General features: G+C 70.9%; 15 protein-coding genes. 3 read left to right on the plus strand and 12 right to left on the minus strand.

The window, feature by feature from the left end:
• Nucleotides 1-303: hypothetical protein (locus ACLQ24_RS01815; protein ID WP_425888636.1), on the minus strand; the 303-nt coding region annotated here is incomplete at its 3' end.
• A 198-nt stretch (nucleotides 304-501) separates the two neighbouring features.
• Here ACLQ24_RS01815 and ACLQ24_RS01820 point away from each other — a divergent pair.
• On the plus strand, nucleotides 502-1,140 hold the full coding sequence (locus ACLQ24_RS01820) for a LuxR C-terminal-related transcriptional regulator (RefSeq protein WP_425888637.1): 639 nt from the start codon (nucleotides 502-504) through the stop codon (nucleotides 1,138-1,140).
• A gap of 2 nt (nucleotides 1,141-1,142) precedes the next feature.
• Here the strand turns inward: ACLQ24_RS01820 and ACLQ24_RS01825 are convergent, their stop codons facing one another.
• Genes ACLQ24_RS01825 through ACLQ24_RS01840 form a run of 4 tightly spaced genes read right to left on the minus strand, consistent with a single transcriptional unit; the run spans nucleotide 1,143 to nucleotide 10,064 of the window.
• Complete coding sequence (locus tag ACLQ24_RS01825) at nucleotides 1,143-2,519, minus strand: EsaB/YukD family protein (protein WP_425888638.1); 1,377 nt, start codon at nucleotides 2,517-2,519, stop codon at nucleotides 1,143-1,145.
• 26 nt (nucleotides 2,520-2,545) lie between these two features.
• Nucleotides 2,546-6,544, minus strand: coding sequence for a type VII secretion protein EccCb (eccCb, locus tag ACLQ24_RS01830; protein WP_425888639.1), 3,999 nt, complete (start codon nucleotides 6,542-6,544; stop codon nucleotides 2,546-2,548).
• Nucleotides 6,545-6,550: 6 nt separating this feature from the next.
• Nucleotides 6,551-9,295 carry a right-handed parallel beta-helix repeat-containing protein gene (locus ACLQ24_RS01835; protein ID WP_425888640.1) on the minus strand — a complete coding sequence of 915 codons (2,745 nt, stop codon included), beginning with the start codon at nucleotides 9,293-9,295 and terminating at the stop codon, nucleotides 6,551-6,553.
• Nucleotides 9,285-10,064 carry a hypothetical protein gene (locus ACLQ24_RS01840; RefSeq protein ID WP_425888641.1) on the minus strand — a complete coding sequence of 260 codons (780 nt, stop codon included), beginning with the start codon at nucleotides 10,062-10,064 and terminating at the stop codon, nucleotides 9,285-9,287. Before ACLQ24_RS01840 ends, ACLQ24_RS01835 begins: the two co-directional genes overlap by 11 nt.
• Before the next feature lie 155 nt (nucleotides 10,065-10,219).
• Between ACLQ24_RS01840 and ACLQ24_RS01845 the strand changes: the two genes are divergently transcribed.
• Complete coding sequence (locus ACLQ24_RS01845; protein ID WP_425888642.1) at nucleotides 10,220-11,236, plus strand: CE1758 family FMN-dependent luciferase-like monooxygenase; 1,017 nt, start codon at nucleotides 10,220-10,222, stop codon at nucleotides 11,234-11,236.
• A gap of 165 nt (nucleotides 11,237-11,401) precedes the next feature.
• Here the strand turns inward: ACLQ24_RS01845 and ACLQ24_RS01850 are convergent, their stop codons facing one another.
• From ACLQ24_RS01850 to ACLQ24_RS01870, 5 genes are all read right to left on the minus strand, one after another.
• Nucleotides 11,402-13,021, minus strand: coding sequence for a hypothetical protein (locus ACLQ24_RS01850; RefSeq protein ID WP_425888643.1), 1,620 nt, complete (start codon nucleotides 13,019-13,021; stop codon nucleotides 11,402-11,404).
• Nucleotides 13,018-13,248: a hypothetical protein gene (locus tag ACLQ24_RS01855; protein ID WP_425888644.1), complete on the minus strand. Its 231-nt coding sequence runs from the start codon at nucleotides 13,246-13,248 to the stop codon at nucleotides 13,018-13,020. Before ACLQ24_RS01855 ends, ACLQ24_RS01850 begins: the two co-directional genes overlap by 4 nt.
• 35 nt (nucleotides 13,249-13,283) lie before the next feature.
• Nucleotides 13,284-13,607, minus strand: coding sequence for an RICIN domain-containing protein (locus ACLQ24_RS01860; protein ID WP_425888645.1), 324 nt, complete (start codon nucleotides 13,605-13,607; stop codon nucleotides 13,284-13,286).
• Between the two features lie 161 nt (nucleotides 13,608-13,768).
• On the minus strand, nucleotides 13,769-14,392 hold the full coding sequence (locus ACLQ24_RS01865) for a sigma-70 family RNA polymerase sigma factor (protein WP_425888646.1): 624 nt from the start codon (nucleotides 14,390-14,392) through the stop codon (nucleotides 13,769-13,771).
• A 119-nt stretch (nucleotides 14,393-14,511) separates the two neighbouring features.
• Nucleotides 14,512-16,068 (minus strand): S8 family serine peptidase, encoded by a 1,557-nt coding sequence (locus tag ACLQ24_RS01870; protein ID WP_425888647.1) that lies wholly within the window; start codon nucleotides 16,066-16,068, stop codon nucleotides 14,512-14,514.
• Between the two features lie 306 nt (nucleotides 16,069-16,374).
• On the opposite strand from ACLQ24_RS01870, the gene ACLQ24_RS01875 reads away from it, so the two are divergent.
• A complete protein-coding gene (locus ACLQ24_RS01875; protein ID WP_425888648.1) occupies nucleotides 16,375-17,979 on the plus strand; it encodes an RICIN domain-containing protein in 1,605 nt (534 codons plus the stop codon).
• A gap of 469 nt (nucleotides 17,980-18,448) precedes the next feature.
• Here ACLQ24_RS01875 and ACLQ24_RS01880 read toward each other — a convergent pair whose 3' ends face one another.
• Nucleotides 18,449-19,426 carry an ABC transporter ATP-binding protein gene (locus ACLQ24_RS01880; RefSeq protein WP_425888649.1) on the minus strand — a complete coding sequence of 326 codons (978 nt, stop codon included), beginning with the start codon at nucleotides 19,424-19,426 and terminating at the stop codon, nucleotides 18,449-18,451.
• 2 nt (nucleotides 19,427-19,428) lie between these two features.
• Nucleotides 19,429-21,075, minus strand: coding sequence for a hypothetical protein (locus ACLQ24_RS01885; RefSeq protein WP_425888650.1), 1,647 nt, complete (start codon nucleotides 21,073-21,075; stop codon nucleotides 19,429-19,431).
• Nucleotides 21,076-22,134: the final 1,059 nt, after the last annotated feature.

Below are 22,134 nucleotides of genomic sequence, written 5' to 3' on the forward strand. Positions count from 1 at the left end.
CAACACCGCATGCGTCGGCCCGTCATCGGTGAAAGCACTAAACACCGTGCCATCCGCCGACACCTGCGACGTCACATGACTCGAACCGTCATACGACACCCGCGAACCATCATCAAACGACCACGTACTACCACCATGCGCATACGAGATCGACGCGACACCACCATCCGGCAACACCGCATGCGTCGGCCCGTCATCGGTGAAAGCACTAAACACCGTGCCGTCCGGCAACTCCTGCGACGTGACGTTGCCGTCATCGTCGTACGAGACAACCGACCCGTCAGAGAGCTCGTCGGTCAGCACTCGGCCTCCTGGTCGGGGCGTTGGATGGCGGTCCCCTTCGAGGCTAGAAGGGGGCATGGGAGCGCCCGAAATCCTCCGTTCAGGGACGTACGGGAGATCTCTCGGGGAAATCCGACCGTCCGTGAACCGGTGCCGTGGGCGACACGTTCTAGGAACCGTTCACCCCGGTCTGCCCGGGTTGAGGGCTTGGAGGTTCTCGTGTATTCAGTCGCGATCGTCGCTGCACAGCCCATCGCACGCGCCGGCATCGAGAAGCTGACCTCGGACGATCCGGGGCTGCGGGTGGCGGCGGCTGTTGGCTCCTTGCGGGACCTGTACAACCGCGGCGGGTCGTACGACGTCGTCGCGCTCGACCTGCCGCAGGTCACCGCGTCCACGCTGGACGACGTGGCCAAGCTGACGTCGATCGGGGCGCCGCTGGTGAGTTCGGTGTGGGAGGGCTCCCCGTCGCTGCTGGCGACCATCCGCGCGGGGGCGCGCGGTTGCATCAGCCGGCAGGCGGAGCAGCGTGACGTGCGCGAGGCTATTCGGGTGACCGCTCAGCAGGGCTTCTACCTGTGCCCGCGGATGATCAGTCAGTTCCAGATGGAGCTGAACAGCCGTAGCGACGAGGACCGCAGCGGGCTGGCGCCACGGGAGGTGGAGACGCTGCGATGGATCGCGTCGGGCTTCACCCACGCGCAGATTGCCACTCGGATGGGCCTGTCGCAGGCCACGGTCAACACCTACGCGAAGCGGATCCGCGCCAAGTTGAACGTGAGCAACAAGGCCGAGCTGACCCGGATGGCCATCGAGATGGGCCATCTGTCCCGTACCCGCCGCAACCCTGCCGCCTGACCTCAGAACAGTGCGCGGCCGACCGCGATCAGGTGCTCGAACACGCCCAGTACGCCCAGCGTCAGGGGCGCGATGGCGAGCCCGGTGACGACGCCGACGACCTCGGCCCGGCTGCGTTTGCGCGGCGCCTGCACCGTCGCCTCGCCGGTCTGATCGTCCTTCGGGGCAATCAGGTAGGCCATGGCCACACCGACGCCGACGACGAGCAGGCCGGCGACGAGCAGCAGAGCCGCGACGAGTACGTCGGCGGCTCCGGCCCGGGTCACGCCGACGATCAGCGCGAACAGCCCGATCAGACCGGTGCCGGCGGTGGCGAGCAGTTCACTGATGACAGCGGCCTGCCGGGCGCGGGCGAGCAGGGCCGCGCTGATGACGATCGCCGTGGCGACGGGGAACCCTTTGCCGGAGACCGCGAGCGGGGGCAGGGCGAGGGCCAGGGCGACGGTCGGCCCGGCCACGACAACGGCCAGGAAGCGGTTCGACTCCCGTACGAGCTGGGTGGTGGCTTCGGCAGCCGCAGTGCGCCCACGGGGTCGACGTACTGCCCAGGACGTCAGCATCGCGGACGTCCGGCGCGAACCCGCGAGCATGGCCACGGCTACGGCGGCGACGAGGGCCATGGCCTGGTTCCGGTCGGCTTCCAGGCCGAAGAGGAGCAGCGCGACGACGGCCGCCACGAACAACTGGACCTCGACGGCCGCGAGGACGGCGCTGGGTACGAGGGCCAGTCCCATGAGCGCGCCCAGGTTCGCGCCGGCGATGGCGCCGATCCAGCGGTAGTCCGGGCCGCCCAGGCCGCCACCGACGAGCAGGCCGGCCGCGGTCAGGCACGGCAGGGCGGCGAGCACCACGAGGTGGACGAATCTCTCGGGCATGGTGCTGGGCTTCTGTTGGAGACCCCACGCGACTCCGAGAAGTACCAGTGCGGCCAGGACCAGGACGATGACTGTGACGGACGGGGCACTCGGTCCGCTTGCCCGGCCGACAATGGCCGCGGCGGCGGCGAGCCAGGCGAGGCCGAAGGAGAGCACCACCGGACCTCCGCCCGGCCGGGTGCGGCGCTGCGCGGCCGACTCGTCGGCGACGACCTCGTCGATGTCCATGACCACGGGCGCCTCGCCGGGTTCCCCGGTGACGTCGCGCAGGTAGAGCACCTGACCGTCGACCACGCCAAGCTCCTGGAGGCTGGCGTCGAGCGGGTACGCCTGCCCGTCGATGCCGGCCAGCGACCAGGCGGCTGGCATCATGTCCGGCTCGGCCTGCCCGCACAGCTCCGCCAACTGCGGGGCGTACTCCCCGATGGGAGCGGTGGACGGCACGGCGATGTCGATCCGGCGCAGTTGTCCCACGACGGTGATGCGGCTCTGCTCGTTCGCCATTGAAGACGCCTTTCGGGTACGGGTTGTCAGGCGCTCGTGGCGACCTGGATGAGCCGGCGGGGACGTCCCCGCTCGACCAGGACGCCTCGGCCGGGTGGACGCTGGGCCGCACGTTCGTCGCCGAGCACCACCCCTTCGCGGTGGTCGCCGGAGAGGATCAGCCCGCCGGTGCCCATGTCGCGGATGCGGGCGGCGAGCGGATCGCCCATCGTGCGGGAGATGCCGGCGACCCGTCGGGCCAGGACGACGTGTAGGCCGACCTCGCGGGCCTGCGGTATGAACGCGGCCAGCGGGTTGAGCGGGCCGGACGCGCCGGCGAGCAGGTCGTAGTCGTCGGCGACGACGTACAGCTCGGTGCCCTCCCACCAGTCGCGGGCCTTCAGTTGGGCCTGGCTGATGCCCGGCGGGGGTACACGTTCCTTGAGCTTCTCGACGACCTGCTGCACGTAGACCTGCGCGGTGGTGGCGTCGCCCGCGTACGCGCCGAGGTAGTCCTCGGGTACGACGTCGAGCAGGGTGTGCCGGTAGTCGAAGAGGACGACCCGCATGTCGTAGGGGGAGGAGCGCTCGGCGAGCCCGGTGAGCCATGTCCTGAGCACGGTGCTCTTGCCGGACCCGGCGTCGCCGTACACCAGGAAGTGGGGGTTGTCTCCCATGAGGTCGAGGGTGACAGTTCCCAGGTTGTCCTCCGCGAGACCGATGGGGACGGCGGCGCTGGCGGGGTCGGTGGCCAGCTCGCGCACCTCCACCCGGTGGGGGAGCAGCTTGACCGGGGGAGCCCCCCGGCCGGTCCATCCTGCGGTGATCTTTCCGATCGTCTCCTCCTGGGCCTCGCGCAGGCCCTCGGCGGTGTCCTGCCCGTCGAGGCGCGGCAGCACGATCTGGAAGTAGGCGCCGGGGGCGCTGAGGCCGCGACCGGCCGTCCCGGACGGGATGCGGGCGGCCATCCGCCGGTTGACCTCGGACTCGGTCGGGTCGTTGAGGCGCAGCTCGATGCGGGTGCCGATGCTGTCGCGCAGGGCCGGGCGGATGTCGTTCCAGCGGCCACTGGTGAGCACGACGTGCACGCCGGCGCCGAGGCCACGCGCGGCGATCTCGGTGACGATCTGCTCGGCGCCCTCGAACTCGGTCCGCAGGGCGCCCCAGTTGTCGATGAGCAGGAAGATGTCGGCCCCGCGCACTCCGGCGGGCAGTCCGGCGGCGCGGCGTTCCCGGAAGTCCCCGATCGAGTCGATGCCCAGTTCGCGCAGCAGGCGCTCCCGTTCGACGATCAGTGACCGCAACTCGGCGAGGGTGCGGCTCACCAGTTCGAGGTCGGTACGCCCGGCGACCGAACCGACGTGCGGCGCCGCCGCGAACGGATGCAGGGTGCCGCCGCCGAAGTCGATGCAGTAGAACTGCGCCTCGTCGGGGGTGTGGGTGAGCATCGTCGACATCATGATCGTGCGCAGCAGGGTGCTGCGGCCGGTACGCGGCGCGCCGACGGCGGCGAGGTGACCGTGTGCCCCGCCGAAGTTCATGAGCAGGGTTTCGTGCTCCTGCTTCAGCGGCAGGTCGAGCAGGCCCAGGGCGACGGACAGTTGACCGCTCAGCGGCCACATGCGGGCGCTGTACCCCCGGTCCGGCTGGTCGCTGGGGCGGCCGATGAGGTGGTCGAGGGCGAGCGCGGGCGGCAGCGGCGGCAACCACACCTGGTGGGCGGGCGCGGTCAACGAGCTGAGCCGCTCGACGATGATCTGCAATTCGGTCGGGCCGCTGCGGGTGGCGACCTGGTCCTCGTCGGGTTCCCGCTCGACGACCTCGGAGGCCGTGCGGACCTTGAAGGGTGCCAGCATCGGACCGCGCCGGCCGGCGGCGGCCTCCCGCTCCTCGGGGCTGACGAACGGCGAGGAGACGTGGGCCACCCGCAGCCGCTGGTAGATCGACTCGTCGACCTTCAGGTACGCGGAGCCGGGGATCGGCGGAAGCTTGTACGCGTCCGGCGTCCCGATCACCGTCCGCGACTCGGCCGCGCTGAAGGTGCGCAGGCAGATCCGGTACGACAGGTGCGAGTCGAGCCCGCGCAGCCGTCCCTCCTCCAGTCGCTGGGTGGCCAGCAGCAGATGCATGCCGAGCGACCGGCCGACCCGCCCGATCTGGACGAACAGTTCGGTGAAGTCGGGCCGCCCGGCGAGCAGTTCACCGAACTCGTCCACGACGATGAGCAGGTAGGGCAGCGGCTCCAGGGGTTGACCCTGCGGGTCGGTGACGCCGCTGGCGCGGCGCATCTGGTACTCGCGGATGGTGTCCACGTTGCCCGCGTCGCGCAGCATGCGTTGACGTCGCTGCTGCTCGCCCATGAGCGCGGCGAGCACCCGGTCGATCATCGCGGCGTCGTCGGCCAGGTTGGTGATCAGCCCGGCGACGTGTGGCAGTCCGACCAGCGGGGCGAACGCGGCGCCGCCCTTGAAGTCGACGAGCACGAAGCTCAGCAGCTCCGGCGAGTGGGTCAGCGCGAGGCCCATGGCCAGGGTGCGCAGCAGCTCGCTCTTGCCGGAGCCGGTCGCACCCACGATGAGGCCGTGCGGCCCGGACCCACCCTGCGCCGATTCCTTGATGTCGAGTACGACGGTCTGACCGTCTCCGTCGGTGCCGATCGGTGCCCGCAGCATCCGGGGGTCTCCCGGGGCGACCCACCGGCCGGTCAGGTCCGCGCTCACCGGGTCTGCGCCGAGCACCATCTCGGTCAGCGACCTGGTCCGGGTCAGCACCTGCTCACGCTCGTCGGACAGTCGCAGCGGAGCCAGCGCTCGGGCGATCAGTTCGGCGAACTCGGGGGTCACCGCGTCCGGCACGCAGTCGACCGCGGGTGTGGTGACCAGTTCGGTGCGACCCTCGAGGGCCAGGTGACCGTTGTCGTCGACGCGTACCCGCAGGTCGACGCGACCGGGCTCGTCGGCGTCCCGGTCCGCCAGGAAGATCAGCGTGAGTCCGGTCTCCGGCCCGGCGGCCAGCAGCAGCGCGTTCATCAGCTCGGAGCGTCCCCACTCGGAGACGGGTGCGAATCCGGTGAACGCCACGATGAGCCGGCGTTGTCGAGGCGCGCTGCCGCGCTCGACGGCCAGTTGGGACCTGCGTGCGGTCTGGGCCTCGATCCGCTGGGCCAGCTCCTGGGTGAGGTACGGGCCTAGCAGCTCCGGGTCGGAGGCGATCAGCGACACGGTGCCCGCCTCGCCGCGGGCCTTGGGCTCGAATGTGTGCGGCAGCCACTTGGCCCAGTCCCAGCGGGGTGCGCCGGACGTCTCGACGGCGATGGTCACGTCGTCGGGGGCGTGCAGCACGGCCACCTGGCAGAGCAGAGCACGCAGCAGTGGTTCGGTGCGGGCGGCGCCACCGACGAGGCTGATCACCCCGGCGTTGCCGACGTCGACCACCATCGGCTGGCGTTCCACCCGTCCCATCTGGTCGATGAGAGTGCGCGCCGCCTGCGCCGACTCCCAGTCGTAGTCGGCCAGCGGGTCCATGTTGGCATCCATCTGCAACGGTGTGGCGAGCCGCACCGAACCGCAGCCGAGCCGCGTACGCAGGAAGTCGTCATCCTGCTGGCGGCGCTCCCAGATCCGCTGCCGAGTGGTGGCGATCGACCAGAGTCGGGCCGGCTCGGGATTGCCGAACGCCGCCACCGTGCGCTGCGCGGCGGCCACCTGCCGGGCGCGGTCCCGCGACAGTTTGAGATGGCCCCGGTAGCGCAGCCGCTGGCGGCGCGTGGTCTTGCCGGCCACGCTTCGCTGCTGCATCCGCATGGCGACGACCGCACCGACGGACGTCACGAAGAAGAGCATGCCGATGATGATCATCGCGGGTCGCCCGAACGTGACCATGTACGCGGCCATGCCGACGCTGGACAGCAGCGGCAGGACGAGGCTCCACGCCGTATTCGACTCGTTCTCGGTCGGCGGCTCGGGCGGGGTGGGCAGGACGACGGTGTCGTTCGGCAGTTCGGGTTGCAGGACCCGCGCCGGGCGGTGGAAGGCGAGTTTGGTCACCCGAGGTCACTCCCGGAAGTCGACGTCGATGCCGGCAAGGTCGTCCGCCTCCAGGGTACTGAGGTGTTCGTCGGTGGGGTTGATCAACTCGAACACCCGGGCGGCGTGTTGCTCGGTCATCTGCTGGAACACCTTGCGCGCGAACCGCCCGTTGCCGAACCCCTCACCCCGCCCGGTGGCCTCGAAGAAGGATCGCAGCGCCGACTGGACGGCCGGCGACAGTTGGTAGTCGTGCTTCCCGGCCTGGGCTTCGACGATCTCGACCAGTTCGTCGGAGGTGTAGTCGTCGAACGTCAACGTCCGCGAGAACCGCGACGACAGGCCCGGGTTGGCGGCGATGAAGTGCCGCATCTGGTCGGGGTAGCCGGCCACGATGACCACCACCTCGGCGCGGTGGTCCTCCATGAGCTTGACCAGCGTGGAGATCGCCTCCTGGCCGAAGTCGGAACCCTGCCCCTCCGGCACCAACGCGTACGCCTCGTCGATGAAGAGCACGCCGCCGAACGCGCGCCGGAACGCGGCCTCTGTCTTGGGCGCCGTGTGCCCGACGTACTCGCCGACCAGTTGGCCGCGGTCGACCTCGACCAGGTGGCCGCTGGTGAGCATGCCCATGGCCGCCAGCAGTTGGCCGTAGAGGCGGGCGACAGTGGTCTTTCCGGTGCCCGGGTTGCCGGCGAAGATCAGATGGCGGGACATCGGCGGCGGCGACAGCCCGGCCGCGCGCCGCCGCTGGACCATCTGCATCAGCTTGACCATGGTCTTGACGTCCTTCTTGACGCCGGTGAGACCGGCCAGGGCGGCGAGTTGGGCGAGTAGGCCGTCGAGGTCTGCCTCCGAGGCGACCGGTGTGGCCTTCGCGCCGGATTTCCGGTGACCGCTTGTCGCCAGCGCCGGCATGGCGAGCGCGGAACGCTCGGCCGGGGTGGATCCCCAGGTGGCGCTGCCGACGTCGGTGCTCCAGCAGTCCTGGAAGGTCGCCCGGCCGCCGTCGGCCTGGCTGATGTCCTCGTCGGCGTCGTGCACGTGGCAGCGCAGCAGTGTCGGGTCGGCGCCGCTGCCCACGTAGACGGATGGGTAGGCGGTGTGCGACACCTCGGCGTCGATGACGAGACCGTGCGCGTCCGGCCCGAAGTAGAGACCATTCTTCTTGCAGTGACTCAACCGCAGGTCGCGGATGACGGGTGCCGCCGCGGCCCAGACGGCCAGCCCACTGCCGCCGACCTCGGTGATCTCGCAGGCCTCCAGCACCGCGCGGGACTCCTCACCGAGGAACACACCGGCCGCGCCGCAGCCGTCCACCCTGGTCCGGGTAAGCGTCGGGGCGCAGCCCGCCGCGACCTCGATGCCGGTCTGCACGGCCGCGCTGATCCGGCAGTCCTCCACCAACGGGCGGTGCGGGGTGTCGAGGTGTACGCCGATCGTGCCGCCGGTGACGGTCACGTCGCGCAGCACGGCGTCGGCCGCGCCGTCGACGTGCACACCGTGGTGCTCGGCACCCTCGACGACCCCGCCCCGCACGTGCAGCAGAACCCGCTCACCGGCCCGGACACCGATCTCCGGCGTACCCGCCACCACGCAGTCGACGAGCGTGGCCTCGGTCGCGCCGACCAGGTGAACCGCAGTGAGAGCGCTGCCGCGGATCTCGCAGTCACGCAGCAGGACCCGACCGCCGGCCGCGTAGACGCCGTTCGCGGCCGAGTCGGTGAGAGCGCCGGAGAAGACGCGTACCTCGGCCTCGTCGCGGAGCGCGAGCGCGGTCTGCCCGGTGTGTGCCACGCGGACGTCGTGCAGCGCGACCCGGCTCTGCCCGGTCGCGAGGATCCCCGCCGTCCCGGCCCGCTCCACGTCGGTGTCGTCGACGCGGACCTCGGGAGAACCCTCCAGGAGCAGTCCCGCCGCCTCGGTGCGGCTGATCCGGCACCGCTGGAGGGTGACTCCACCGTTTCCGGGTTCACCGACCTGGGCGCCGGCCAGCATGCCGGGCTTGACCGCCGGCCACCAGGCCGCGTCGAAGGGCGCGCTGCCGGTCACCCGCACACCGTCGGCCGCGATATCCTGCAATACGCAGTCGGTCAGCCGGGCCGTGGCCCCCTCGGTGATCGCGACGCCGACCGCGCCGATCCGGCCCAGCTCACACCGATCGAGTACGGCCGTGGCGGTGCCCCCGGCGACCAGTCCGGCCCCGGTGATCGAGTCGAGATGGACGCCCACCAGCTCGCCGCGCGCCGATCCGGTCAGCACGACACCGTTCCCGTCGACCCGGTCCACCCGCACATCGACGGCACCGAGCCGCGCGCCGTCCGTCGCCGTCACGCCCGTACCGGCGACGTCCTGCACCGCGCACTGCCGCAGCACCGCCGCCGCTCCACCGGACACCTCGACGGTTCCGCCGCTGACGATGGCCGCCTCCAGGGTCAGCGAGCCGCCGGTCACGCTGATCGCGACCTGGCCGGGACGGGTGCCGGAGACGGTCAGTCCGCGTACGGTCGCCGCGCCCCCACGGACGAGGAGCGCCGGACCCTCGGCGGCGGTCAGCTCGGCGGTGCCCTCCTCCTCGACGAGAAGGGTGACCGGGCGGTCCAGGACGACCTGTTCGCGGTAGACGCCCGGGGCCACCACGATGACGGTGTCCTCCCGGGCGGCGCGTACCGCCGCTCCGATGGTGCGGTGCCGGCCCCAACCCCGGGTGGACACACGTTCCACCCGGCCCGTCGCCGGGATCGGCGCGAGGGTTTCGGTATCAGGTCTCACAGGCCACCTTCATCTGGGCGAGCGCGATCCGGCTGCCCTTGCCTCCGGTGCTGCCGGCCAGGTCGAGAGCGACCGCGATTTTGTTCTGGTGCACCGGGAAGGTGCCGGCCGGCGCCCAGGTGCCGGCGTGCGACTTCTGGTCGAAGGTGAAGTTGGCGTACGGGGTTCCGCCCCGCCCCGGCGTCATGGCGTACCGGACCCGGTTGGCGGGGTTGTAGTCCCCCTCGGGCACATAGACCGAGACGGCGCAGGTGTTCATGCCCTTCGGCGGCGCGAACCACCACGTCACCGACTCGACGCCGGCCTTCGTCTGCTTTGTCGCCGGCGGCGGCACCGTCGCGTACGTGCCGTGGCAGTTGTCGCCGTTCCACCCGCCGGTGCCGACGGTCCGCCACTGCGCGGTGCGTCCGGCCGCCTCGAATCCGTGATCCGGCGCGGCTACGCAGTCCCAGCCGGCCACCATGCTCCAGGTGGTGGGCGCACCCGAGGCGAGCACTCCGTTGGGTGGGGCGGCCTGGGCCGGAGGTTTGTCCGGTAGCGGCTTGACCAGGCTCCAGAAGATGCCGACCACGAGCGCGCCCACACACACCAGGGCGGACACGGTGACCAGCGTGGGCCAGCGCACCGTGAGCCGCTCACTTGCCGGGCGATCGCCGGCGTGCTCCACGTAGGCGCGGACGAACTCCTGACGCCAGCTGATCGCGACTGCGGGCCCCGAGCCCTGCGGCTCTGGCATTACCACGGTGGGGGCGCGGGACGGCTCAGCCACGGTCACCTCCAAGATTCCCGTTCAGCAGACGCGTGGCCGACCCTCCCGGTTCACGAGTTCGTGGTGAATTTGCGCGGGACCAAGCTCGGCGGGTGAACCGCGTGGCCCAGGAGTCCGTTCTGTAGGCGTCGTCGGCGCGGATACCGGGAGGTCGGATGCAGTTCGGTGTGTACAGCGTGGGTGACCTCACCCCGGACCCGGTGCAGGGGCGGACGGTGAGTGAGCACGAGCGGCTGCGAGCCGTCGCTGTCATCGCCGAGCACGCCGAGGCAGCCGGATTCGACGTCTTCGCCGTCGGCGAGCACCACTCCGGGGCGTACGTGGCCTCGTCACCGGTGGCGCTGCTCGGATACGTGGCAGCCCGGACGTCGCGACTGCTGCTGTCCACGGCCACCACTCTGATCACCACGAACGACCCCGTTCGGCTGGCCGAGGACTACGCGGCGTTGCAGCACCTCTCCGCAGGGCGGCTCGACGTGATGCTCGGTCGAGGCGCCTCCCGCTCGGCCTATCCCCTGTTCGGCCACGAGATCCGCGACTCGCACGCCCTCGCGGCGGAGAACTACGCCCTGCTGCACCAGCTCTGGCGTACCGAGGACGTGCACTGGTCCGGTACCTTCCGGACGCCGCTGCACGGTCACACCACACTGCCGCGCCCGCTCGACGGCACCCCGCCGTACGTGTGGCACGCGGCGGTCACCAGCGAGGAGACCGCCGAGCAGGCCGCCCGGTACGGCGACGGCTTCTTCGCCAACCACATCTTCTGGCCGGTGGAGCACACCCGTCGGCTCGTCGCGCACTACCGGGAGCGGAGCGCCGTACACGGTAAGGGCCCCGCCAGGGTCGGACTCGGCGGCCAGGTCTTCGTCCGTCCCCGCTCGCAGGACGCGGTCGACGAGTTCCGCCCCTACTTCGACAGGTCACCCGTCTACGGCGGGGGTCCGTCACTGGAGGAGTACACCGCGACGACCCCGCTCATCGTGGGCAGCCCGCAGCAGATCATCGACCGGGTGCTCGGCTTCCGCGAGTACGCCGGTGACTACCAGCGCCAACTGTTCCTCATCGATCACGCCGGGCTGCCCCTGCGGGTCGTCCGGGAACAGCTCGACATCCTCGGCGCGGAGGTGCTACCTGTCCTGCGGCGTGAGGCACCCGCGCTCACGCGGACGTAGGGCCTGTTTCATAAGGGCGGTCGAGCCGAGGCGGAGTCCGGGCGGCGATCCGGCAAGGCGCGGTCGAGGCCGGATACCGGTGTTGGATCCGGCCTCGACCGCAACACCGCCGGGCATCGTCCGGGCCCGCCGCAGGCCGGCCCGGTCTTATCAAACAGGCCTTGGTCACCGTCGCGGCGGGACATCCGCAGTGACGACCGCTCCGCCACCGGCCCGGGCCACGGTGAACGACGCCACCGACTCCAGCGGCACCGCCAGGCGACCGCTGACGTTCTGCGTCGTATCGTCGGCCTCCCAGCTCAGTACGCGCCACACATGGCCGTCCGACGTGGCCGCCATCAGGCGATAGCCGGTGCCCTTCCGGAGCCCGTCGACGGCGGCCCGGACCTCCACGCCGTCACCCTGCCTGGTAGCCACCACGGACAGCGAGGCGCCCGTGGCCGAGTCGGCCGCCACGGCGGTAACGGTCCCCGCGAGCGGCGGCGCGATCCGATCGACGTGCTGCACCAGGGCCCCGATGGCCAGGCCGGCCACCGCCAGCACGGTCGTGAGCATCAACCCGGCGCGCACCACCGCACCACGTCGACGCCGTCTCGGTACGCCGCGCCGCTCCGCGTGGGCCTCCCCGCCAGGACGGCTGCGGTCGTTCCGTACGACCGCCGGGGCGGTGGAGACGGCCGCGACCGGCTGCCGTTGGGTCCGCAGCGGCCCGGCGCTCCCGAGGGCTGGCTCCTCCGGACCGGCCGACCGGGTCGGACCCGGGCGTTCGGCGGTGGGAACGATCGGCTCGGAGGACAGCGCCTCGGACGACGACTGTCGGGTCGATCCGGGCATGCCCGACAGACGTGCGGCCGGCCCTGGCGCGACGCGAGGCACCGGGTCCGATGCTCGCGCTGACCCATCCCGAACCGGCACAGCCGGGGCCGGGGCCGGGACCGGCACAGCCGGGGCCGACGCGTCCGATGCTGAGGCTGGCGCGGCCGGGGCCGGGGCCGGGGCTGGCGCGGCCGGGGCTGGCGCTGGTGCGGCCGGAGCCGCCGCCGGGGGTGGCGGTCCCGCTGCCGACGGCGCGGCGGCCTGTTGTCCAACGGGCTTCGTCGCGACGGGCGCGGACGACGGCAGCACGGACGGCGACGCGGACGGCAGCACGGACGGCAGCACGGACGGCAGCCGAGCGGCCGGAGAGGCCACCGGTGGGGCGGCTGCCGACGCCGAAGTCGTGCGTTCCGGCGCGGGTGGTGACGTGGTGAGTGGGCGTGCGACCAGCGGCTGGGTGACCGGTGTCGGGTCCACCGGGTCGGGCGGCTGCGGTTCGGGCAGGTGACTGTCGAACCTGCCGGCTCCGGACCTGCCGGCTCCGAAGCCGCCGGCTCCCGACCTGCCGGCTTCAGCAATGTCGGCGGCCAAGGACGCGGCGGCTTCGGGGCTGGCGGCTCTGGACCTGGCGGCCTTGGACGCCATGGGCCCGGCCCGGTCCCGGAGTCGACGCCGCAGGCCCGGTGTGGGCTCCGGCTCCGGTTGGTGTGCGAGGAACTCGACGAACCGCGCCGGGGGTGGGCCGGTGCGGTTCAGCGCACCGAAGTTGTCGAGCAGCTCCTCCCGGTCCTTCTCCGGCAGCAGTGCCAGCACGGCGATCGTCTCGATCACGGCCTCGGCCGCGTCCCGGCAGTCGGCGCAGTCGCCGAGGTGCGCCGTCACCAGCGATCCCTCCACGCGGTCGAGCACGTCGAGGTAGTACGGGGTGAGCAGTTCGGTGACGTGCGGGTCGCCGGCGCCGCCGCTCATCGGCCACCGGGCCGGGTGGACGGGTCGACATCCTCGTCGCTGGTGACTGCCTCGTCCGGCTCGCCGAGCAGGGCCAGCGCCGCGACCGTCTCGACGATCTCGTCGGCATGGGCCTGGCAGCACGCGCACATCTGAAGGTGGCGGTGGATCAGATCACTCTGACCAGGGTCGAGCGCACCCAGGTAGTGGAGGGCGAGCTGCTCCTCCTCGATGTGGGCGCCCCGCACGCTGCCCGCCCCTCTTCTCCGCCCAGCTTCCTGTCTCAGGACCCGAGCAGTCGCCGCCTCTGATCCTGCTGCGCCGTCAGCCTGCCCGACCTGTTGACCGGAATTCCGTTCCAGGTGGAGTTCCTGCCGGACGGCGCCTGGTCCGCCCCGTCGATCTCCAGGACCTTGCCAGAGTTCCGGTTGGCGATCCAGGCCGTGCCGCCACCGACGTCCTTGCGCTCCCACTGCCGGTCCGGGCGCGGAGCGAACAGTCGCGGCGGGGCACCCTCGGCGGGCGAGGAGTTCAACCCGTCGTACGCGTTGGTGACATAGCCGGGCCGCGGGGACGCGCTCTTCCACACCTTGTCCTCGGAACTCACGGAGGGCCCGAAGGCACCCATCTCGGCATGTCCGCGTCTGGTCGCCAGGAGGCGGTGCCACACGCGCCGCAGCTTTGCACGCTTCTTCATGATCCACTCTTTGTGGCTAGAACGTCCGGGAGGAGTCGGCGCTCACCAGACGGCGCGGCGGTGGCGGCGGTTCACGGTTCGTCGGACATTAGTCCTTTCGTTGGAGGCCGAAACACGAATCCTCGGGCGATCAGCGCCTCACGGAGCGCCTTGAGCCCGTAGAAGCTCCGCGACTTCACGGTGCCCGGCGGGACAGCCAGCAGTTCGGCGACCTCGGCCACGGACCGTTCCTGGAAGTACACCTCGACGAGGGTGACCCGCAGCCGCTCCGGAAGCGAGTTGAGGGCGGCCTGCACCTCCTGCGCGTCGATCATCTGTTCGAAAGCGTCGCCCGCGCCCGCGTACGTGTCGATGAGCTCGTCGGAACGCTCGTCGGGGCGAACGTTCGCGGCGCGAAGCTGGTCGATGAAGATGCGCTTGGCGACGGTGAGGAGCCAACCCCGACTCCAGCGCCCGTCCGCGTTGCGGGCGCCGGGGTGCCGCCACGCTCTCAGCAGCACCTCCTGGACGATGTCCTGGGCGCGGTGGACGTCGCCGCGCGTCAGCCGGGTCAGGAAGCTGAGCAACACCGGCCCGTGGACCTGCTCCAGGTGTCGCAGCGCTTCCTCGTCGCTCTCATCGGTCACGGCCGCCGCCTGGTACGGGACGATCTGAGCCGCCTCGGGTTCGTCCGGGCCACGAAGACCTGAGGACATATGTAGCACCGGGCCACCATGTCAGCGATCACCAGAAGTGTCATGACGTTGTTGCACACCTTCGGACGTCCCCAAAAGGGGACGCCCGAAGGGTCCAGACGGGGACGCCCGCCCCTGGGTCAGCCTCGGACCGGACTGGGTTCGGTGAAGGAATCCTCATCCGAGGATCGGTCTTCACGCAGCAGCCGCCGCACACGCAGGACCAGCATCACGGCCGCGGCCAGCGCCAGCAGGATCACGACCACCAGGAGAGTCGTACGACCGTCGGTCATCCCGCCGCCGCTCGTCCGTGTGCCACCGACGTTGGCCTTGGTGACCTCCTCCGGCAGCCGTGTGGTAACCGACGCCACCAGGTCGATCAGGCCGTAGCCGTACCGGGCGTCGGGCACCTTGCCACTGCCCATCTTCTGCGCGGTCGCCTCGATCCGGTGGGCCACCTGCTGCGCCGTCAGATCCGGGTACGCGGCCCGCACCAGCGCCGCGGCGCCGGCCACGAACGCCACCGCGTACTGGGTGCCCGAACGCGCCGACGAGCCGGTGCCGGTGATGCCGAGTTCGGTGATGTTGACACCGGGCGCGACGACGTCGATGCCGCCGAGGCGGTAGTCCGCCGCCCACTGCCCGTCCATGCCGATGCCGCCAACCCGCAGCAGACCCGGGGCCGTCCTGGCGGTCTGCGCCGCCGCCACCGAGGCCAACGAGGAGCACGCCACCACGACGACGTCCTTGCCCACCGCGCCGTTGATCGCCGCGAGGACGCCCGAGTCGTTGGTGTCCACGTGTGACCCGAGCGCGATCACCGTCGCGCCCGCCTCGGCCGCCGCCGTGATCGCCGACGCGCTGTCCTCGGCGCGGGCCTTGCCGGCGGCGTCGGTGATCCGGACCGGCATGACGGTGGCATCGGGAGCGATACCGCTCGACCCCCCGTCCTGGCTCACGAGGAGTCCGGCCATCCCCGTGCCGGTCCCCAGGCAGTCGGTGTCGCCCCGCCCCGACCCGGCGATGATGTCCATCCCCTCCGAGACGTGGCCGGCCAACTGCGGCAGGCTGCCGTCGACACCGGAGTCGACCACGGCGACCAGTTGACCGTTGCCCCTGCTCGTGGGCCACGCCTGGTCCGGTGCGAGCCGAAGGGTGGCCCAGTTCGACTTGGACGAGGACGTCGAGGCGGTCGCGCACTGGCCCGGCTTCGGTTTCGTACCCGGCTTGGGGCTCTGGCCGGGCTTCGCGGTTGAACCGGGCGACGTCGTGCCCTTGCCGGGCTTCGTCGTGCCGGGGGACGGCGACGACGACCTCGGCGTGGGCGTGGGCGTGGGCACCGTGGTGGGTGACTTGTCCCCGAGCACACCATGCTGCACACCGGCACCGACCGCGTCCCACGGCAGGATCAGCAGCCAACCCGGGTTCACCTTCGCCGGATCCGTGAGGGCCTGGCCGTCGGGCTGCTTCCGGCCGGTGTTCAGATTGAAGATCTCCGACGATCGGGAGCCGCTACCGAGGAACCGGTCGGCGATCTCGGTGAGGTTCTCCGGCTTCCCAGCGTACGACGTGGTCACCGTGTAGTACTTCACGTCCTCGGCGGCGGCCGACGCCGCCTGGGCGGTGAGCCCGAGCAGCGCCAGTACGATCGCGACGACCAGGCCGATGCGTCCGGCCGAGCGGGTGTTGCAGGACATGGAATCACCTTCGTCGTCGCCACGGACCCCTCCGCGCGGCCGACCGACCGGCACGCCGGTCGGCCACGCCAGCCAGACGACGTGGGCCAGCCACCGGTTCACGATGTCGACGAATTTTCTCGGCGACGAAGCGAAAGCGTGAACCGGCATCCGTGTCGGGCCGTTACCTCATCGACCCGTACCACCGTGGCGTGAAGGTGTGTAGCAGTGACTCCGTTCAGCCGAAGTCCTCGACCCAACCGATGGCAGTTCTCCCGACTCGGCCGCCGGCACGCGGCGGTCGCCGGGTTGAGTGTCCTTACCCTCATGGCTGGTGTTCTACCGATGGCGGGTGACGGTCCGGCAGCGGTGGCCGCGGAGGCGGTTGCCGGCGCGCCCGTGCCGCCCGCGCTGTCCGAGACGATCGTCGCGGCGTCCCTGTCGTGCCCGACGTTGAACCCGTCCCGCCTGTCCGCCCAGATCATGATGGCGTCGGGCTTCAACACGGGTGACAGCCGGGGCGTCGCCGGCCTCGACGACGACGACTGGAAGCTCTGGCGTCCGGCCAAAAACGCGAACCGGGCGGACAGCGAGGCCAACATCTACGCCCTGGCCCATCACACCTGCGACACGATGGGCCGCCTGCGGGCCGCCGGGCTCACCGGCGACCTGTGGCCGCTGGCCATGGCGGCCGACAAGAGCGGATTCGCGGCCGTCACCAAGGCCAAAGGCATCCCGGACGCCGCCCGGGTTTACGTCAACCGCCTTGAGGCGTACGCGCGCTGGTACGCCGACCAGCAGCCGTTCCGCATCGACGCCAGGGCCGCGCAGTCCTCGCCGTCGGCGCCGATCCCCGTGCCGGACGCCTACGTCGCCGCGATCCGCAAGGCCGGCTCGGTGTGCCCGGCCGTCACCCCACCACTCGTGGCGGCGCAGCTGATGGCGGCGTCGAAGTTCGACGCCAACCTGCGGTCACCGGACGGCAACCAGGGCATCGCCCAGTTCAGCCCTGAGTTGTGGAGCCAGTACCGCGCGACGGCGTCGGGCTCGGTATGGAACCCGAACGACGCCATCCCGGCGCTCGGCCTGGCCATGTGCGACCTGGGCGCACAGCTGACCGACCTGAACGGCGCCGAGCCGTACCGGCTCGCTCTCGCCGCCTTCCAGTGGGGCGACATGACGGTCCGCGCGGCCGGTGGGGTGCCCAGGGCGAACGTTCCCCAGCTCGCCGACGCGACGCCGCAGTACGTCTCAGCGTACGAGAAGGACACCCGGCTGGGCGGCGGCACGGAAAAGCCCGGCAGTTCGCCGACGCCTGCGAGCCCGAGCCCGACGCCGACACCGACGGGCGGCAGCCCCGTCGCCGTTCCCCCGGCCGGCGGCGGATCCCAGGGTCACGATCCATCCACCACCTCGCCGAGCCCGGCCGTCGCCCAGCCGCCGGCCACGCCGGCGACCATCTCGGGGCTTCAGGTGGGTCAGAAGTACAAGCTGCTCAACGATTGGACCAACTCGGTGGCCGAGCTGCCGGACTGGGACACCAACAAGAGCGTCGGCGCGCACGTCCAGCTCTGGCTGAAGAGGGACCAGGCCGATCAGTACTGGAAGGTGACGGCGGCCCCGACCGCCGGCTACATCGTCTTCGTGAACGCGTTCAGCGGTCACGCGTTGGGCCTCGAATCCGGCGGAACGTGGGACGGCGCGAAGGTCCTCCAGGTGAAGCTGAACCCGGCGGACCCGACGCAGCAGTGGTATCTCCAGGCCGCTGGCGGCGGCAAATGGTACGTCCGTAACCACGCGACCGGTAAGACGCTGGACATCCTCGGCGACGACCTGGGACCGGTGTCGGACGGCACCTGGAACGGCAAGTGGGTCGAGCAGTGGGACATCGTCGCCGGCCAGCGCGACCAGCTGTGGAGTTTCATCCAGTAACGACGCGGCGCGGCCCCGGTCCCTCTCTTCGGGACCGGGGCCGCGCCTGTTCCGAAGGCAGCTCACCATGCCTAGCAGATTGCTCTGCGTGCTGATGCCCGCCGGCCTTGCGGTCGGTGCGGCGCTCGGCGTGACGCAGCCGGCGCAGGCCGCGGACCCGACAGTCGATGGTGGCGGCCGAGCGAACGCCGGCATCGCCCGGGCGCGCGCAGCGCCGCGACGTCCACGAGCGCCGCGAAATCGGCGGGCTACACGGTCCGGGGCATCGATGCCTCCAGCCACGACCACAACCTGGGCAAGCGCTACGTGGTGGCGGAGAGCGCCGGTGTCAAACCGCTGATCGCCAACCGAACCAAGGTCAGCACCTGGGAGAAGTCGGACCGGATCTCCCTCTGAGCACCGCCGCTGCCCGGCACCCTCACAGCGGGGGCGCCGGGCAGCGGTCTGTCACAGGCGTACCGGAAAGGTGTCAGCCGGTGGCGACCGTCAACCGGCGGACGGACCCGGCGCGGGCCGCCCAGCGCCCGTCCTCGTGGCGTACCTCGATGGGGTGCGCGAAGGCCGCCGACACCTGGGCGGTCGTGACCGTCGCGTCGGCCGGACCGGCGGCGACCACGCTGCCGCCGCTGACAAGCATCGCGTGGGTGGTCGTCGCCGGAAGTTCCTCGAGGTGATGGGTGACCATGATCGAAGCGAGACGGGGGTGGGCCTCGCGGAGAAGATCGATTGTCTCGAGCAACTGTTCCCGGGCCGCGACGTCGAGACCGGTCGAGGGCTCGTCCAACAGCAGCAGCCGCGGCTGACTGATGAGCGCCCGGACGATCAGGGCACGACCCCGCTCGCCCTGCGAGAGGGTGGGCCAGCGTTCGTCGGCCCTGTCGACCAGCCCGAACGTGCCCAGCAGCGAATCCGCCCGGTCACGGTCGTCGCGGGTCGGCTGCCAACGCGGCGGCAGGTCAACCGACGCGACGAGCCCGGTCAGGACGACCTCACGAATGGTCAGGGGTGACCGCAGCGGATGGCGGGGGTTCACGTGACCGATCGCCCTGCGCAACTGTTGCAGGTCGACGCGGCCGAGTTGCTGGCCGAGGATTCGCACGGTTCCCGAGCTGGGATGGGTGAGTGCGCCGCAGAAGCCCAGCAGTGTGCTCTTGCCCGCGCCGTTCGGGCCGAGGAGCGCCCAGTGCTCACCTTCGCGCACGGTGAGGTCGATGCCGTGCAGGATCTGCTTGCCATCCCGCTGGAACGTCACGTCGCACAGTTCGACGACGGGAGACGGCGGGTGTGTCTCGGCGGCGCTGGGGAGCATGGCCTTCTCTCGGTACGGCGATGGTCGCCCTGCACGGTGCCACAGACCGGCGCGCAGGTCAGTGACCAGGACCACCGCCGCCGTACGAACCATCGGCTGCTCTCCGGCGGTGGACCTGGCCTGCGACGACACGGACATGATCAACACTGCAGGACGCCCTCGGAGAGCTGGTGGAGCTGGTCGACGTTGCCCGGCATGGTCACGTACAGACCGGCGATGGCGTCCACCCACTGCCCCTTCTGCTCCGGGGTGAGCCCGCCCTTGTTGGCGGCGATGAAGCTGTCGGCGTTGGCGAACCTTCCCGCCTTGATGTCGCCCAGCACGGTGAGCACCGACTTGGAGATGTCGGTGACGCCGACATCGTCGACCATCGCCGCCAGCCGTTTCGTGGTGAGGCCGCCGTCGGCAGCGATGGGCTGGTCGAGCTTGCCGGCGGCGTCAAGTTGACCCACCGCGTCGAGCAGCACCTTCGGGCGCAGATCCGGCTGGGCGGTCGCATAGTCGAAGACGATGTCGGCCTGTTTGACCGCGCCGAATTCCAGTACCGGGGCGTAGACGCTCAACGCCGGCTGGTCCGGTACCCGTACCTTCATCTGGTTGACCTGCTCCAGGCCAGCCTTCATCTGCTCCGGGGACCACCGCTCGGCCAGCCGCTGGAAGACCTCGCGGCTCGCCTCGAGGTCGCGGGCCCAGATCAGCTCGCCGAGCGCGTCGTCGACACGGGTGATCGCGTCGGTCGGCCGCGCCAACCTTCTCGCCGCGTCCAGGACCCCAGCGGTGATCCCGGGCCAGACGTCGGCGGACGAGTTCGCGGCGTCGACGCGTCCCTCCTCCTGCCTCGGAGAAACGGCCTTCCACTGGTGCTGGTCGAGCTGTAGGCCCACACCGCCGGCCTTCGCCAGGGTCGGCTCCAGGACCGTGGCGCCGTACCGCTCGGCGACGTCGAGCAGGTCGCTGTGAGCCCTGCCACGGCTGACCACCACCGGCAGCTGGGCGCGTTGGGCGAACTGCTCGAGCAGGTAGTTGAGCGTGGCGACGTCCGCGGCGAGGGCCGGCTTGTCGGGGCGCGGCGCGTTCAGCACGATCACCGGATGGTCGGCGTCGGCTTGCGAGGCCAGGTGGCCGATGAACCGCTGCGGCACGGCCCTGCCGTCGGAGGAGACGACGTGCACGTCGCCGTGTGCCGTGACACCGCTGGGCGTACGCAACGACCAACTCGGCGGAGCAACCGCCTCGATCGGCTCGCCGGCGTGCACCTGACCCGACCCGATGGTCGTCGCCGGCATGTCCGAGTCGGAGAAACCACTCTCCGAGCGCTCGGGCAGGGTGATGGCCGGATACGAATCCGGCACCGCGATCCCGTGGGAGAGCGGCAGGAACGCCACGGCTGCCAGGGTCTCCGGACGACGGGCGAGCCCGGCCCGCTGGCCGTCCAGGAAATTCACGCCATGCTCGTCCCGCACCACGTTGAACGAGTGGGCGGCGGGAGTGTCGAGGCCACGGATCAGCACGATTCCGCGCGAGCCCGCCGGTGCGCCCGACCTGGGCTGCATGGTGGTTGCTGTACTGCCCGCTGCCACTCTGGCCGCTGCTGCCGTGTGCCCGTACATACCCGCCAGACCCGCGTGCCCCTGGTCGAGGGCCGCATCCAGCGGACCGTCGAGCACCCCGTCGGTCGTGGCGACGAAGCGCAGGTGAGCACCCTCGAACTCGATCGGGTCCACCTCGACGCCGCGCACGCCGTCGAGGTAGATGAGACCGTTCTCGTTGCGGGTCACGTTGATCACGCGTCGGCTCGCCCACGACGAGGATTCCGCGGCTGCCCCGCGGCGCGGACGTCATCAGACTCGTGACGAAGGCCAGGTCGGGCACCGTCGCCATCGGCCTGCCCGCGCAGTTCACCAGGTCTTCGACGGGCATCGCCTCGGACGGCGGCACCTGGAACGCCTCGCCCTCCTGCAGGGAGATGTCGACGCCGATGGCGCTCAGCACACAGTTCGTGGTGACGTCCCCGCCGACACCGTGCCACGGGTTCACCTGCGGCAGCAACGTAGCGAGATCGGCGTCCGTCCCACGGGCGGTGGAGAGCACGTCCGCCAGGTGCTCGGTCGGCAGCACGAGCACGGCACCGGGATCCTCGTACGTCTCGAACGGCATGACCCGTGGTCCGGTCAGCTCGAGCGACTGCGGGGAGCGGACGAGGACCGGCAGGCCGAGGTGGTCGGCGTGGGCAGAGACGGCGTCCAGACCGGCCTCGAGCGCCATCGGGACGTGCACCATAGACGCGATCACGTCCAGCGGCTGGTTGCGCAGGGTGCCGGCGATGTGGCAGGCATCGATCGCGGCCGGGTCGATGTGCACCTGGTGGATTCCGGGGAGAGCCCTCGTTTCGTACACCGCGTCGGGCACCGTGCCGCCGTCGAGGCTGAGCCATTGACCGGACGGGACCCAGGTGCTGGCGTAGTCGATGCAGTCAGCTTCCACGATGTCCGGCATTCGTGTCTCCTCGTTCGGCCCCGCAGGCACAGCGGTCGGCGGCGCCGTTGCCGTTGCCGTTGCCACCAGCGCAAGACTCTGATGTGACGACCAAACGGGCGGGCAGGGCCCGGGGTTCAGCCCAGATGAGGACATTTAGGTTTCGTCCCTGTTACCGCTTGGTCGCCCGCTTTCGATGAAGCACACCACCCCTTGAGGTGCCTCTCCGCTGGCTGGCGGTGCACGTCATTTGTCCGACCGTGGGTCGGCGGATTCGGGGTCGTGGCCGCAGCGCTCTGAGAGACTGTCGGGTAACTGGACGGCTACGCAGTGAGAAGTCGTTCGGCGTTGATGCGTCGGGCGGCTTCGCG

The sequence above is a fragment of the Micromonospora sp. DT4 genome (assembly GCF_049841675.1).
In the GTDB taxonomy this organism is placed as follows: Bacteria; Actinomycetota; Actinomycetes; order Mycobacteriales; family Micromonosporaceae; genus Micromonospora.

Bases quoted from the DNA above. Each gene is read 5' to 3' on its own strand.
- ACLQ24_RS01845 (WP_425888642.1), top strand. From the start codon at position 10,220: ATGCAGTTCGGTGTGTACAGCGTGGGTGACCTCACCCCGGACCCGGTG.
- ACLQ24_RS01880 (WP_425888649.1), bottom strand. From the start codon at position 19,426: ATGTCCGTGTCGTCGCAGGCCAGGTCCACCGCCGGAGAGCAGCCGATG.
- ACLQ24_RS01875 (WP_425888648.1), top strand. From the start codon at position 16,375: ATGGCTGGTGTTCTACCGATGGCGGGTGACGGTCCGGCAGCGGTGGCC.
- ACLQ24_RS01865 (WP_425888646.1), bottom strand. From the start codon at position 14,392: ATGTCCTCAGGTCTTCGTGGCCCGGACGAACCCGAGGCGGCTCAGATC.
- ACLQ24_RS01825 (WP_425888638.1), bottom strand. From the start codon at position 2,519: ATGGCGAACGAGCAGAGCCGCATCACCGTCGTGGGACAACTGCGCCGG.
- ACLQ24_RS01850 (WP_425888643.1), bottom strand. From the start codon at position 13,021: ATGAGCGGCGGCGCCGGCGACCCGCACGTCACCGAACTGCTCACCCCG.
- ACLQ24_RS01870 (WP_425888647.1), bottom strand. From the start codon at position 16,068: ATGTCCTGCAACACCCGCTCGGCCGGACGCATCGGCCTGGTCGTCGCG.